This window comes from Pseudomonas sichuanensis (assembly GCF_024749065.1).
GTDB classification, from domain to species: Bacteria; Pseudomonadota; Gammaproteobacteria; order Pseudomonadales; family Pseudomonadaceae; genus Aquipseudomonas; species Aquipseudomonas sichuanensis.
This window is the reverse complement of record NZ_CP087185.1, coordinates 3097768-3112206: the sequence shown is the minus strand read 5'-3', so window position 1 is coordinate 3112206 and position 14439 is coordinate 3097768. Positions and strand designations below refer to the sequence as shown.

The 14439-nt window shown below is 66.4% G+C and carries 9 protein-coding genes; 3 read left to right on the top strand and 6 right to left on the bottom strand.

Annotation, left to right across the window (positions count from 1 at the left end):
• Nucleotides 1–6: 6 nt before the first annotated feature.
• Nucleotides 7–1305: an ATP-binding protein gene (locus tag LOY51_RS14085; protein ID WP_125464188.1), complete on the top strand. Its 1299-nt coding sequence runs from the start codon at nucleotides 7–9 to the stop codon at nucleotides 1303–1305.
• Between the two features lie 102 nt (nucleotides 1306–1407).
• Here LOY51_RS14085 and LOY51_RS14080 read toward each other — a convergent pair whose 3' ends face one another.
• From LOY51_RS14080 to wecB, 5 genes are all read right to left on the bottom strand, one after another.
• Nucleotides 1408–2496 carry a GGDEF domain-containing protein gene (locus LOY51_RS14080; RefSeq protein WP_125858770.1) on the bottom strand — a complete coding sequence of 363 codons (1089 nt, stop codon included), beginning with the start codon at nucleotides 2494–2496 and terminating at the stop codon, nucleotides 1408–1410.
• Between the two features lie 122 nt (nucleotides 2497–2618).
• Complete coding sequence (locus LOY51_RS14075; RefSeq protein ID WP_125858769.1) at nucleotides 2619–3458, bottom strand: DUF4434 family protein; 840 nt, start codon at nucleotides 3456–3458, stop codon at nucleotides 2619–2621.
• On the bottom strand, nucleotides 3458–6460 hold the full coding sequence (locus LOY51_RS14070; protein WP_258641689.1) for a phage receptor: 3003 nt from the start codon (nucleotides 6458–6460) through the stop codon (nucleotides 3458–3460). Before LOY51_RS14070 ends, LOY51_RS14075 begins: the two co-directional genes overlap by 1 nt.
• Nucleotides 6457–8631, bottom strand: coding sequence for a cyclic di-3',5'-guanylate-activated glycosyltransferase NfrB (gene nfrB, locus LOY51_RS14065; protein ID WP_258641688.1), 2175 nt, complete (start codon nucleotides 8629–8631; stop codon nucleotides 6457–6459). Before nfrB ends, LOY51_RS14070 begins: the two co-directional genes overlap by 4 nt.
• Nucleotides 8628–9782, bottom strand: coding sequence for a non-hydrolyzing UDP-N-acetylglucosamine 2-epimerase (wecB, locus tag LOY51_RS14060; RefSeq protein ID WP_258641687.1), 1155 nt, complete (start codon nucleotides 9780–9782; stop codon nucleotides 8628–8630). The genes nfrB and wecB overlap by 4 nt, the downstream gene beginning before the upstream one ends.
• 251 nt (nucleotides 9783–10033) lie before the next feature.
• Here wecB and LOY51_RS14055 point away from each other — a divergent pair, with 251 nt between their 5' ends.
• A complete protein-coding gene (locus tag LOY51_RS14055) occupies nucleotides 10034–10471 on the top strand; it encodes a PACE efflux transporter (protein WP_110994504.1) in 438 nt (145 codons plus the stop codon).
• A 186-nt stretch (nucleotides 10472–10657) separates the two neighbouring features.
• Complete coding sequence (ilvA, locus tag LOY51_RS14050; RefSeq protein WP_258641686.1) at nucleotides 10658–12214, top strand: threonine ammonia-lyase, biosynthetic; 1557 nt, start codon at nucleotides 10658–10660, stop codon at nucleotides 12212–12214.
• A gap of 18 nt (nucleotides 12215–12232) precedes the next feature.
• Here the strand turns inward: ilvA and LOY51_RS14045 are convergent, their stop codons facing one another.
• Entirely contained in the window at nucleotides 12233–14434 is a 2202-nt protein-coding gene (locus LOY51_RS14045) for an LTA synthase family protein (RefSeq protein WP_258641684.1), read from the bottom strand.
• Nucleotides 14435–14439 lie beyond the last annotated feature (5 nt).

Sequence of the window (14439 nt, the reverse complement as noted above, 5' to 3'; positions counted from 1 at the left end):
TACGCCATGCTGAAGATCCTGGTGCGCCTGTACCTGGTGATCATCGTCGCCTATGCCGGCGCCTTGCTGCTGATCCCCGATGCCATCGTCGGCGCCTTCCACGGGCGCTTCATGGCTTACAACCTGGACCAGACCAAGGGCGTGCAGTCGTTGATCGTGCGCCAGTTCCAGCAGGCGCCGCGCGAGCTGTGGCCAGCGGTGGAGCAGGAGCTGGCCAAAGCCTTTGCGCCGTTGGAGGTGCAGTTGCTGACGATGGACCAGGCCGACCTCGACCAGGAAGAGCGGGGCCGCCTGGAGCACGGCCAGCATGCGGTGCGGATCGCCGACTGGGGTTACTACGAAACGGTGCTGGCCCCCTTGGACAAACAGTGGCTGGTGCGCCTGCACTCACCGCCCGACCCGCTGGACATCAACGTGCTGTCGTGGGGCGTGACGGTGCTGATCGGCGCCGCCATGCTCGGTTGCCTGCTGCTGTGGGTATGGCCGCACTGGCGCGACCTGGAGCGGCTGAAGGAGACCGCGAGGCGCCTGGGCCAGGGTGACCTGGCCGAGCGCACGCACATCCCGCCGCGTTCGAACATCGGCGAGCTGGCCGGGGTGTTCGACACCATGGCCGGCGACCTGGAGCGCCACCTCAACCAGCAGCGCGAGCTGCTCAATGCCGTGTCCCATGAGTTGCGCACGCCGCTGACGCGGCTGGATTTCGGCCTGGTGCTGTTGTACGACGAAGTGCCGCCGGCCAGCCGCAAGCGCCTGCTGGAGCTGGTCGGCCATGTGCGCGAGCTGGATGAACTGGTGCTGGAACTGCTGTCCTACAGCCGCCTGGAGAATGCCAATCAGGCCCGCGAGCGGGTCGAGGTGTCGCTGCTGGAGCTGGTCGACAGCGTGCTCGGCAGTTTTGCCGAAGAGCTCGATGGCCGGGGTATCCAGTGGGAAGTGCGCAGCGAGGGCGACTTGCCGCGCTTCGTGCTCGACCCCAGGCTGACCGCCCGCGCGGTACAGAACCTGGTGCGCAATGCCATGCGCTACTGCGACGAGAGCCTGCTGCTGCGCCTGCGCCTGGAAGACGACGGCGCCTGCCTGCTGACGGTGGAGGATGACGGCATTGGCATCCCGGTGGAGGAGCGCGAGCGGATCTTCCAACCGTTCTACCGCCTGGACCGTAGTCGTGATCGCAATACCGGCGGGTTCGGGCTGGGGCTGGCGATCAGCCGGCGAGCCATCGAGGGGCAGGGCGGGACCTTGACCGTGGCGCAGTCGGCGCTGGGTGGGGCGCAGTTCAGGATTCGATTGCCGGCGGGGTGATGGGTTACCCGGACCGGCCCTATCGCCGGCAAGCCAGCTCTCACAAGGATCATTGTTTCCCTGTGGGAGCTGGCTTGCCAGCGATAGGGCCGGTACAGGTTGTCATTGCCCTGCCAAGGGCGCGCTCCACAATACGAACCTATCCTTGCCGCTGTGCTTGGCCGCGTACAACGCCTGGTCCGCGCGGATCAGCGCCATGGTCAGGGTGTCGCCACTGGCCACCGCGGTCAGGCCGATGCTGATGGTCACTGGGTACTCGGCGCTGTCTTCGCGCACCCGGCGGCACAGGCCGACCACCTGTTGCTCGGCGGCCTGCTGGTCCAGCCCCTGGAAGAAGATGGCGAATTCCTCGCCACCCAGGCGGGCGAACTCGAAGGCACCCATCGAGGCGCGGATATGCCTGGCCACGCGTTTGAGCACCTCGTCGCCGATGTCATGGCCGAACTGGTCGTTGACCTTCTTGAAGTTGTCGATGTCGATCATCGCCAGGTACTGCCCGGGGCCGGCCATTTGCAGCTGGCGTTCGGCCTTGGCCATGAACGAGCGGCGGTTGGGGATTTCGGTGAGCACATCCACATAGGCCTGGTCGAGCAGCACCTTGGACAGGTAGAAGTTGTGCAGCTTGGCCTGGCGGATGCGCAGGTAGCTGTAGATCACCAGGCCGCTGAGGCATACCGCGTAGCTCAGCAGCATGGCGCCTTCGAGCTCCAGGACCTGGATGTGGGTGTGGTAGAAGGGGTTGAGTATCAGCCAGGTGATGGCCATGGCGGTGAAGAACGACCAGCGCCGTATCGGCAGGATCGACACGGTATAGAGCACGGTGGCCACCACCAGGATCAGCCAGACCGGACGCAGGGCGATGGGGATGCCGTCGATCACCAGGCGCATGCCCAAGGTGAGCACGCCGAGAAACAGCAGGTGCAGCACGTCGAAATGGCGGCTCCGGCGGGTGAAGCCGAGCACCACGGTGAGGCTGCACAGCACGGCGATGAAGGCGCCGGAAATCCAGGTGAAGCCCTGGCCGCCGAGGTAGCTGATGATCAGGTCGAAGACCAGCCAGATGGCGATACCGACGCAGAAGATCAGCAGGCAGAAGCGGTGCATGGCCTCGTATTCGTGCTGGCGGAACTCGGCGCGCAGGGCGGCCGGGGCGACCTGCTGGCGGATGTGGGCTTCGAGGGTTTTGTACATGATGGCTCTTGGTTGGTTGTTACTTCCCGGGCCTCATCGCTGGCAAGCCAGCTCCCACAGGGTGTGCGCCTTAACCTGTGGGAGCTGGCTTGCCAGCGATGAGGCCGTAAAGGGCGTGTGGCTCAATTCGGTGACAGCACGCCTTTTGCCCACGGCCTGTAACGCAAGGCAAACACCGCTTCGGCATGGCATCCCCCGGTCAGCATGGGCTGCGCGGGCTCGGCGCGAAACGGCTGGCCCGGCGCACTGACCTGGCGGAAGGCCTCGCGCACGATACCTACCCGACAAGGCAGGGCCTGTTCGTACCCTTGGCGCACCAGTGACGGCAAGCGCCCGGTGCCGGCGCCATCCTGCCACCACACACTCAGTCCAAGGCCGGCGAGCTCCTCCAGCCAGGCGCCGTTGACCCCTGGCGACAACTGCCCGGCACTGAACGTGCTGATGTGCAGCGGCTTGTCCAGTTGCCGGTTGAATGCCTGCAGCTGAGCATGCAGCGCCGCGCGGCGCTCGGCATCGCGAAAGTGCAGGTCGTCCAGCTCCAGCGGCAGGTACCAGCCTTCCACAGGCAGCGCCCAGTCATTGCGCAGCTTCTGGTATTGGCTGAGCGAACGGCCCAGCTGGGCCTTGAAGTAGTTGTTCAGGCCCTCGTTGTCGAGCTCTTCCAGGCGCTGATAGTAGGCCGGGTCCATGTACAGGCCCAGCACCAGTTGCAGGCCCTGGGCCCGGGCTTCACGCAGGCTGTTGGCGAGCCAGCCGTCGGTGCCGCCGAAGTCGCTGTCGCCATAGGCGCTCCATTGCACGATCAGGGTCTTGCCGCCTTGGGCCACGGTGGCGTGCCACAGCTGCTGCCATTGGGCTGGCGTGACCGTGGCATCGCGGTTGAGCGGCTGGTAGAACAGGCGCTGGTCGGCCTGCGCGGGCAGGCACAGGGCAAGCAGGCAGGCCAGTAGCAGCGTACGCATCAGAAGTTCATCTCCACGCCCACCAGCACGCCATTGGCACGCTCATAGAGGTTGCCACCCAGCGCCTGCTGGTACTCGGCGCGTACTTTCAGCGAGCCCCGGTAGGCGTTGTAGCGGTCGTCGTCGAACCACCACTGCCAGCGCACGCCCACCCCGGCGCGAGCGTCCTGGCGCCAGTCGTTGCTTGGGTCCTGGCTGGAGAACTCGAAAAAGCCGTAGGGCATGATCGTCTGCGGCGACTGGCTGGGCAGTTTCCAGGCGTGGCCCTGTTGGAAGCGCGACAACCAGGCATGGTCGCCAGCACGGGTCCACCAGGCGGCGTCGAGGTAGAGGAAGCGCTCGTCCCAGTCGTCCTCGTCGATACGCCAGTCGTTGCGGTAGCGGCCCTGGTCGAGGAACGAGGCAGTGGCACGCAGCAGCAGGTCGTTGCTTGACTCGGCGTGGTGGCGCAGGTCGCCCCAGTTGCCGCCGACCTTGGCCGGGCTGATCAGCTCGCCCAGGCTCAGGCCGTTGTAGTGGTCGCTGTCGATCTGGCGCTGGTGATAGAGCTCGGCGTACAGGTTGAGGTTGGCCTGGCCGATGGGTTTGTAGCGCAGGCCCACGCCGGTGCCCATGCTTTGCGCGTAGTCGGTGCGGCTCTGGCCGCCGAACAGTACCCGGCCGTATACCGACAGGGTGCTGCCGTTGCGGCTGGGCTCCTCGCCCAGGGCGTGGTCCCACATGGCCAGTTGCACGTTCTGCGACTGGGCGCGACGCGAACTGCCGCTGCGCTGGCCGTTGTCGAGGAACTTGTCGTTGGTCGAGGTGCCGGCGGGCGACCAGGTACTGGCCAGGGTGATGCTGTCGCGCCGTGACAGGGTTTCGTGGGCGCGGCGCTGGCGGTACTTGCGCGCCTCCAGGCTGCCGTACTCGTCGTCGCCGTCGACCAGGTTCTGCTCGACGTCCAACACCCGGCGCAGTTCGCGGCGGGCCGAGGCGCTGTCCTCGGCTTCGTCGTAGCGCAGGGCCAGGGTTTCGCCCAGGCGGTAGTCCTCGGGGAAATCGCGGGTGGCGCGTTCCAGGTAGGGGATCGCCTGGCGGCGTTGTTGTTTGTCTGCGGAACCGGCCAGGCGCATGCCGTAGTCGGCGCGGTAGCGCGGTTGGTCCGGGGCCAGGCGCACGGCTTCGGCGAGCCAGGCGATGCTCTGGGCGTTGTCGCCGGCCTGCTGGGCAGTGTTGGCGGCGGCGTAGTAGTGGTCGGCGCGTGGCGCGTGGCGCAGGGCTTCGCGTTGCAACGCCAGCGCTTGCGAGGTGTCGCCCTGGCGCTGGGCGATGGCAGCACCCAGTGCCCAGTCGTCGGCGCTGTTGTGCGCTGCGGCGTCCCAATGGCGGCGTGCGGCGTTGGCGTCGCCGGCATTCAAGGCGCTGCGGGCGGCGGTGAGGCGGGCGTTGTCGGTCCAGGCACTGGCCGGCAGGCTGTTCCAGATCGCCAGGGCCGCCTGGGAATCCCCCGAGGCCTCCAGGGCGTAGGCCAGGGGCAGCCGGCTGCTGGTGTCGCCCAGGCGCTCGGCGGCCTGGTAGTAGACCACCGCTTCACCGGGCCGGTCGGGCATGGCGCAGCGGCCCAGGGCGCGGTACTGGCCGGCCTCGCTGGGGTTGGCCGGGATCGCCCGGCGCACGGCATCGCACTGGCCGTTCTCGGCCAGGCGGCCGAGCAGTTGCGCGCGTGTGGCGGCATCCACCCGTGGCACCAGGGCCAGCATGCGTTGGCTGTTCAGCGGGCCGTCGTTGCGGGCGTAGAGGTTGCCCAGGCGTTGCAGCAGTGCAGGTGTGAGGCGGCCCTGGCGGCGGTCGTAGGCCTGCTCGAGCAGTTGCCGGGCATGCTCGGCCTGGCCTTGTTCCAGCCACATGAAACTGGCTTGTTCCAGCGCGGCAAGGTCGCCGGTCTGGCGGTAACGCTGCTCCCATTGCGCAGGCGTGTGGGGTTGCGGTGGGCGGGGCGGGTCGCCATACAAGCGCTGCTTGAGGATGGCGTAAGCGCGTTCATCGTCATTGGCCTGGCATTGGCCCAGCTGCTCGCGGGCCAGCGCCGGGTCCTTGCGCGACAGCCAATCGACGGTTTCCAGGCAGGGGCGCTGCAACTGGTTGCTCAGGCTGCGTACCAGTGCGGCGTCGTTGCCTGCGCGGGCCAGCTCCCACAATTGCTGGCGCTGTTCGGGCTGCTGCAATTGTTCCGCGGGCAGGCTCTGCAACCAGCGCTGGGCTTGCTGGTTATGGCCCATGGCGATAGCTCGTTCGGCCATGGCCAGGCGTGCCTGGGTGGCAGCCTGGGGTGATGGGGCGCTGGCCAGCAGCTTGGTCAGGCCCTGTTCGTCGACCTGCTGGATGTAGGCATTGGCCAGCCGTTGCCAGTCTGCCGGTGGCAGTTGGCCCTTGGCGGCCAAGGGTTGCAACTGTTCGATGGTTTCCCCCCAGTTGCGCAACTGTTCGGCGAACGTGCCCCGGGCCAGGCGCAGCACTGCGCCGTCGTCCCGTGGCGGCAACTGGTTGAGCCAGTCCAGGGCCCGGCGTGCGCCACCGAACTTGGCCAGGCTCAGGCTGTAGGCCTGCCACAGGCGGATGCGCTGGTTGGCGTCGCTGCTGGCCAGCCAGCCCTCCACCTGGCTGGCGGGCGGCGGGTCCTGCTCGATCCAGGTCAGGCGCAGCTCCAGCAGGGCGTTGGCATGTTCGGGGTTGTCGTCGAGGTCATCGGCGATGGCCTCGGCTTCCTTGTAGCGGCGCTGGTGGGCGAGGGCCTCGGCCAGCAGGGCGCGGGCCTCGTTGTTGTTGGGCACGCGCTTGAGCACGTGGCGGGTAAGCCGCTCGACCTCGGCCCAGTTGTCCCGTTGCGCTTCACGGTAGCCACGCTCCATGAACGGGTAGCTGGTGAACCGCTGGAAGTCGCTCATGGGGGCCGTGGGGGCGGCCAGGGCAGAGGTGCACAGCAACAGGCTGGCCACACTCAGGGAAAAACGCGGCGTCATGCCACCTCCCGGGTCAGTTCATAGGCGGCCTGCTGTTCGCTGGCCTGTTCGTCGAGCGCCTGCTGCAACACCGCCTCGGTGATGATCCCGCGTTCGATCAGGTGCTCGCCAAGGCTCTGCCGCTCGGGGTCGAAGTCGATCAGTGCCTGGTTGAACAGGGTGGTTGGGACCATGCCACGTACTTGCAGCAGGGTGCCGAGCATGACCTGGTGGGTGCAGACCTTCTCGATCAGCTCGGCATCGTCCTGGTGGCGCTCCAGCACCTTGAGCATCTGGCGGGTCTCAGGCTGCTGCCAGGGGCTCGGGTAGTGGTAGCGCAGGCCGAGCGTGACCCGGCCCTGGGGGGCCAGGCGGGCACGCACCGGGCGCTTGAGTTGGCGGCTGATCACCCCCAGCGAGACCTGGCTGACCGGGCTTTCGCTGGCCAGCACCAGGGTGTCGCCGTCTTCCTCTACCGGTAACACGCCGTAGTGGGTGGCGAGCTTGCGCGGCAGCTTGTCGATCAGTTGCGGGTTGATCTTGAAGGGGTTGAGGGGCGCCCACGGCAGGTCGAGCTGCTCGGCCAGGGTCTCGACCAACTGTTCGCTGGTCAGCCAGCCGCGCAACAACAGTTCGCGGCCCAGGCGCCGGCGCACCGGGCTGGTAATCGCCTGCTCCAGCTGCTGTTCGGTGATCAGACCCTTTTCCATCAGGCGATGCCCCAGCGGCGTGCGTGCGGGGGTGGCGATGGCAGGGAACTCGTGGGTGGTCTTGTCCCAGGCCACGCGCCGCGAATCGCCCATCTCCATGACCTGGCGCAGGGCGCGCAGGTTGGCGAAGAAGTTGACGAAGTTGCTCCACATCATCCGTGGCGCCGACAGCAGCCCTTCGAAGATGCCGTAGTAGCGGGTGACGAACCAGAACCGCTGGAACAGCCGGTTGACCAGCAGCAGGCCATTGAGCCAAAGCAGCAGGCTGAGCAGCTTGCTGTCGCTGAGGATCGACATGAAACGCCACGCCTGCGGCGCGATCACCGTGACCAGCCACATGGCCAGCAGCACCAGCAGCAACAGGTTGACCAAAAAACTCAGCAGGTAGGCGAACAGCCCGCGGCGATCGCGCCAGAGGAAGTAGTTGAGCGCGCCGGTGCGGCTCCAGCCGAGGTTGCTGGTGCCCTGGAACACGATGCCGACGATCCACCGAGACTTCTGCCGGATGGCATGCTGCCAGTCGCGGGGAAAGTGCTCGCGCACGCAGATCACCTGGGCGAACGCGCGGCTCATGCCGGGGCGCCACTCCTGCTTGAGGGCCAGGGCCGGGTCGGTGATGGAGTAGCGGGCGAAGATGCATTTCATGCCCTTTTGCTTGAGCCGGAAACCGATGTCGTAGTCCTCGGTCAGCGATTGCACGTCGAAGGCGATGCCGTCGCCGTCTTCGAGCAGGGCGCTGATTGCCCGCCGGCTGAAGCAGGTGCCCACGCCGGCGCTGGGCACCTGGCCGGTGAGCGCCTCGCGCACGATCACGTCCTTGCCGTGGTTCTCGGCGAACTCGTCGACATAGTGCCCGGCGGTGAAGCCTTTCCATTCCGGGGCATAGGGGTACACCGGGATCTGGATCATGTCCTTGTTCGGCAGCAGGTAGTTGAACAGGCGCAGTTCCATGGGCGAGATGACGTCTTCGGCGTCATGCAGGATGAAGCCGGCGAACTCGATGCGCGCGTCCTGCTGGAAGCGCAGGATGGCGTCGATGATGTTGTTCAGGCAGTCGGCCTTGCTGGTGGGGCCGGGGCGGGCGCATACCACCTTGTGCACGTTGGGGTAGTGCAGGCACACGGCATCGACGTCGGCTTGGGTTTGCGGATCGTTGGGGTAGGTGCCGACGAAGATCTGGTAGTTCTCGTAGTCGATGGTCGACGCCGCCAGGCGGGCCATCTCGCCGACCACGCCGACTTCGTTCCACGCCGGGACCATGATCGCCAGGGGTTTCTCCGGCACCTCGAACAGGCGTTTTTCGTCGGCCTTGTCGTGCTTGTCGTAGATGCGAAAGCGCCGGATCAGCGTGCGGCCCCAGTAGCACAGGTCGATGAACAGGTCGTCCAGGCCCAGCAGGAACATCAGCGTGGCCAGGATGATGGCAACGATCTTCAGGCCGAACAGCACGTAGGTAAGGAAGTCGACGAAGGCCAGGCTCATGCGTTGTCCCGTGCGGCATGTTGTTCGGCGAACCAGCGGCTCAGGCGCTCGGCAATACGCTCGCTGGCATGGCCGTCACCGAACGGGGTGTAGACCCGGGCCATGCGCGCGTAGGCGTCGGGGTCGTCGAGCAGTTGGCTGGTTTCGTGGACGATGCGTTCGGTCAGGGTGCCGACCAGCTTCACCGTGCCGCCCTTGAGCACGGCGGGGCGCTCGGTGACCTTGCGCAGTACCAGCACCGGCTTGCCCAGGGCGGGGGCTTCTTCCTGCACACCGCCGGAGTCGGTAAGGATCAGGTGGGCGCGGTTCATCAGCCAGACGAAGTGCGGATAGTCCTGGGGGGCGACCAGGTGGATGTTCTCGCGGCCGGACAGCACGCTGTACACGGCATGCTGCACCTGCGGATTGAGGTGCACCGGGTACAGGAACTGTACGTCCGGGTAGCGCAGGGCGAGTTCGGCCAGTGCCAGGCAGATGCGCTCGAAACCGCTGCCGAAGTTTTCTCGACGATGGCCGGTGATCAGCACCATGCGCTGGTCATCGCGCAGCACGTTCAGCGGCGATTCGGCGGCCGGGCGCCAGTTTTGCTGCTGCAGTTTGTCGCGCATCCACAGCAGGGCGTCGATCACCGTGTTGCCGGTGACCTCGATGTGCTCCGGCGGCACGCCCTCACGGATCAGGTTGGCGTCGGAGTCGCGGGTGGGGGTGAAGTGCAGGTCGGCGAGCACTCCGGTCAGGCGCCGGTTGGCTTCCTCGGGCCAGGGTTGCTGCAGGTTGCCGGTGCGCAGGCCGGCCTCGACGTGGCCGATGGGGATGTGCCGGTGGAAGGCGGCCAGGGAGGCGATGAAACTGGTGGTGGTGTCGCCATGCACCAGCACGATGTCGGGCCTGGTCTGCTCATAGGCCCTGTCGAGCTTGTCCAGCAGGTCGCGGGCCAGGCCGTTGAGGGTCTGGTTCTGGGTCATCACCTTGAGGTCCTGGTCGACCCGCAGGCCGAAGGCGGTGAGCACTTGCTCGAGCATTTCGCGGTGCTGGCCGGTGGAGCAGATATGCAGGTCGACTTCGGGCCAGTTGCGCAGCACACGGGCCAGTGGGGCCATCTTGATTGCTTCAGGGCGGGTACCGAATACCATCATGACGGTGTAGGCCATGGTCTAACTCCTCGTTCGATTCCCTGGACGAAGTTGTAGGACAAAGCGCTCCTTGCGAATGATTGATAGAAGCAGCCGGACGCGTGGTTGTCCAATGGATGAGTGGGTGCAAGCGATCCAGGTCAATGCCATGGGTTTGCACGGCAACCTGTGGAGGCGTGCGGGCCGCAGAGGGTTCAAAATTTATTGCAGGCTTTTTCCAAGGCCCCCTATTTTGTTATGTTGTAGCTCTTTGATTTCGGGAGCGGCACATGCAAGGCAAGGCCCGCAAGATCGTCCAGGCCATCCTCTACGAGGCCATCGCCGTGGCCTGCGTGGCGCCGGCGCTGGAGCTGGCGTTCGGCGCCGGCATGGCCGAATCGGCGGTGTTGTCGATGCTCATGTCGGCGATCGCCATGAGCTGGAACATGGCCTTCAACTGGGCCTTCGAGCGCTGGGAAGCACGCCAGCCCCAGCGAAGCCGCACCTTCCTGCGCCGGCTGCTGCATGCCTTGGGTTTCGAGGGCGGGCTGGTACTGATCCTGCTGCCGCTGGTGGCGTACTGGCTGGGCATCAGCTTGTGGGCGGCGCTGGTCACCAACCTGGCGTTGTTCGCCTTCTTTTTTGTGTATGCCTTTGTCTTCCAGTGGGGGTTCGACAAGGTGTTCGATGTGCCGCTATCGGCGCAGGACGCCGCGAAAGGGTGTTGACTTGCGAGAACTGCGCAGGATAAGTTTCCGACCCATGAACACATTCCCGCACCTGCGCACCGCGAGCATTATTATTACCGCCATTATCGGATTGGCGGGCTAGCGCGTACGTGCACCGAACCCGCCCTGGAGGCGGGTTTCTTCTCTCTGACTCCTGGGCAACATCAAGAAAACCAGGAGTCATCGATGACCAATCTGAGCGTCAGCCCCCGTACCACGCCCCAGCAACTGCTGTCCGAGCAGGTGCGCCGCATTCTTGGCGCGCCGGTATACGACCTGGCCATCGAGACCCCGCTGCAACCGGCCCCGGCGCTGTCGGCCGCGCTTGGCAACTCGGTACTGCTCAAGCGTGAAGACCTGCAGCCGACGTTCTCGTTCAAGATCCGCGGCGCCTACACCCGCCTGTCACGCCTGACCGACGCCCAGCGTGCGCGCGGAGTGATCACCGCGTCAGCGGGCAACCACGCCCAGGGCGTGGCCATGGCGGCCTCGCACCTGGGCATCAAGGCCACCATCGTCATGCCCACCACCACGCCTTCGCTGAAGGTCGAGGGCGTGCGCTCGCGGGGCGGCCATGTGGTGCTGCACGGCGAAAGCTTCCCCCATGCACTGGCCCATGCGCTGGCCCTGGCCGACCAGGACGGCGCCACCTTCGTGCCGCCGTTCGACGACCCGGACGTGATCGCCGGGCAAGGCACCGTGGCCATGGAAATCCTGCGCCAGCACCCAGGCCCGTTGCACGCGATCTTCGTGCCGGTGGGCGGCGGCGGGCTGATCGCCGGCATTGCCGCCTATGTGAAGTACTTGCGCCCGGAGGTGAAGGTGATCGGTGTGGAACCGGCCGACTCCAACTGCCTGCAGGCCGCACTGGTGGCCGGTGAGCGGGTGATCTTGCCGCAGGTGGGGACCTTTGCCGACGGCGTCGCGGTGGCGCAGATCGGTGCCCACTGCTTCGAACTGTGCCGGCACTTCGTCGACGAGGTGGTGACGGTGGGCAACGATGAGCTGTGCGCGGCCATCAAGGACATCTACGACGATACCCGCTCGATCACCGAGCCCTCCGGTGCCCTGGCGGTCGCCGGGATCAAGAAATACGTGGCCCGCGAAGGGGTTCAGGGTCAGGTGCTGGTGGCCATCGACTCGGGTGCCAACGTCAATTTCGATCGTCTGCGCCATGTGGCCGAGCGGGCTGAGCTGGGTGAGCAGCGCGAGGCGGTGATCGCCGTGACCATCCCCGAGCAGCCAGGCAGTTTCCGGGCGTTCTGCCAGGCCCTGGGCAAGCGCCAGATCACCGAGTTCAACTACCGCTATTACCCGGGCAAGGAGGCGCGGCTGTTCGTTGGCGTACAGACCCACCCGCAACACGACCCGCGCGAGCAACTGCTGGCGAGCCTGGCCGGGCAGGGTTACCAGGTGCTCGATCTGACCGACAACGAACTGGCCAAGTTGCACGTGCGCCACACCGTTGGCGGGCATGCCGCGCCAGGGGTGAACGAGCGGGTGCTGCGCTTCGAGTTCCCCGAACGGCCGGGGGCGTTGCTGGGCTTCCTCGAGCGCCTGGGCAAGCGCTGGAACATCAGCCTGTTCCATTACCGCAATCACGGCGCGGCCGAAGCGCGGGTGTTTGCCGCGCTGGAGGTACCGGATGACGAGTTGCAGGGGCTGCCGGCGGCGCTCGACGCGATGGGCTACCGCTACTGGGACGAAACCGACAACCCGGCCTACCGCCTGTTCCTGGGGTAAGGCCCAGGCGGTTGCAGCTTAGCTGGAGTGGGCGATATGCCCTTCGACCAGTTCGTCCGCAGATTCCTCCTCACCCGGCAGGGCGGTGATGACACTGAAGTCGCTGACTTCGACTTCACCGCCGCCGTACCCCAGCAAGTGGAAGGAAAACGCCTTGCGCTGGGTCGGGTTGTCGAAGTCGAACTCCATCTCCAGCGGCTGGCCTGCGGTCACCAGCACTTCTTCAGGCAGGCCAAGCTGCACGTCCTGCTCGCTTTCCTTGGCCTTGAGGCGGATGTAGGCGTCGTGCTGCGGGTCGAGCGCGCGGACCTTGATACGCACCTTGGTGCGCGAACCCTCGGGCATCTCCAGGTATTGGGCGCCGATCAGGTTGTCGGCCCAGTCGTCGCGGATGCGCTCATGCAGGGCGATGGGCGCCGGCCCGCCAAACTGGTAGCGCAGGTTGAGCGGGGTTTGCAGCAGCGACTGGTCGAGGGTGGTTGCCAGCAGATTGATCTGCGGCCCGAGGCTGTCCTCGCCACGGCCAAGGAACCTGGCCTGCTCGGCGATGAAGCCTGCGCTGGCGTAACGCCGGCAGCGTTGCTGGAAGTCGCACTCGCTGAGGGTGCCCTGGCCATCGTGGTAACGCAGCACGCCGTTGGTGTAGGCGATCATCTCGCGGCCGGTGTCGTAGTCGCGGTACAGCGAGCGCCCGGCCAGGGCCGCGGGTATCGGCAGGGCATAGTAGTCGAGCAGCGAGGTGGCCAGGTCGATATGGCCGTAGGTGCCGCGCTTGAGCCGTGGCAGCTGTGCCTGTTCGGGGGCGAGGGTCAGGTTGAAGCCCCAGGATGACGCCAGGCGCACGCCATCGATGCCGTGGGACTCGTCCGAGGTGATCACCACCAGGGTGTCCTTGAGCACACCCTGGCGTTCCAGGTTGTCGAGGAAGCTGCCCAGGGCATCGTCGAGGTAGGCAACTGCGGCCTGCTTGGCGGTGTCGTAGCGTTGCAGGTAGTCCTCCGGCGCCGAATAAGGCTGGTGCGTGCCGACGGTGAGCAGGGTGAGCATCCAGGGTTGGCGTTGCTTGCGCAGTTCGCCGACATAACCCAGGGCCCCTTCGAAGAAGGCGCGGTCGTCCTTGCCCCAGGGGAATTCCAGGTAGTTGTCGTTCTTGAACCATTCCAGGCCGTGCACCGCGTCGAAGCCGATGTGCGGCATGATCCGGTCCTTGGCCATGAAACGCAGCCCGGCACCCTGCAGGTAGTGGGTGGAGAAGCCGGCCTGGCGCAGTTGGGCCGGCAGGCAGGCCTGGTTGCGCAGGTCCTGGGTCAGCAGCTCGACGCCTTTGGGCGTGCCGTTGGCCAGCTTGTCGTAGTCGCCGCAGAGCATGGCGTACAGGCCGCGAATGGTCTGGTGGGTGTGCAGCACGTAGTCCGGCGTGTTCATGCCGCGCTCGGCCCAGCGGCTGAGGTTGGGCATCAGGTCTTGGTCGAAGTGGCTGCCGATGGCCTCACGGTTGGCGCGGATGTAGGCGCCGGGGATGCCTTCCAGGGTGATGACCAGCAGGTTGCGGGCGCTGCCAGGGCCGGCCAGCAGCTTCTGGCCGTTGAGGTCGGCCTGGGTCAGCCCGGCGCTGGGCAGTGGCGTTACCGGGGTTTCGCCCATGGCCAGTACCCGTGCGCGATGCTGCAGGTTGCCAGTGGCAGCCGACAGCAACTGGTGCGGCAGGTTGTACTGGCGCCACTGATCGGCGTCGGAGGGGAACAGCTGCTCGCTGCCCCAATGGCTTGCCAGCAGCACCACGGGCAGCGCCCAGGCTGCCCGTGGCAGTGGCGTGCCGCGCTGGCCACGGCTGTACCAGCTGCTGGCCAACAGCACCAGCAGCGCACTGGCCAGCAGCCAGGGCAGCCAGGGGTGGGCGAGGGCGCCGCCGGTGGAGTTCTCCATGAACTGCGGGTCGAACAGGTAGTGCAGGTCGGTCTGGTTGGGCAGGCGGCCGACGGCGCTGACCAGCTCGGCCGAAGCGATCAGCAGGGCGCCCCAGGCCAGCAGTACGGGCAGGGCCAACCAGGTTGGCCAGCGGCGCAGCAACATCACCAGCAAGCTGCCGATGGCCAGGTCCGAGAGGTAGCCCAGGGGGTCGGACCAGCCCAGCAGGGCACGGACCGCCAGGGGGATGACCAGCACCAGTGTCACCAGGGCAAACAGCCGGGCGCGGGGGTGGCCGAGCAGGTTTCTCACGTAAG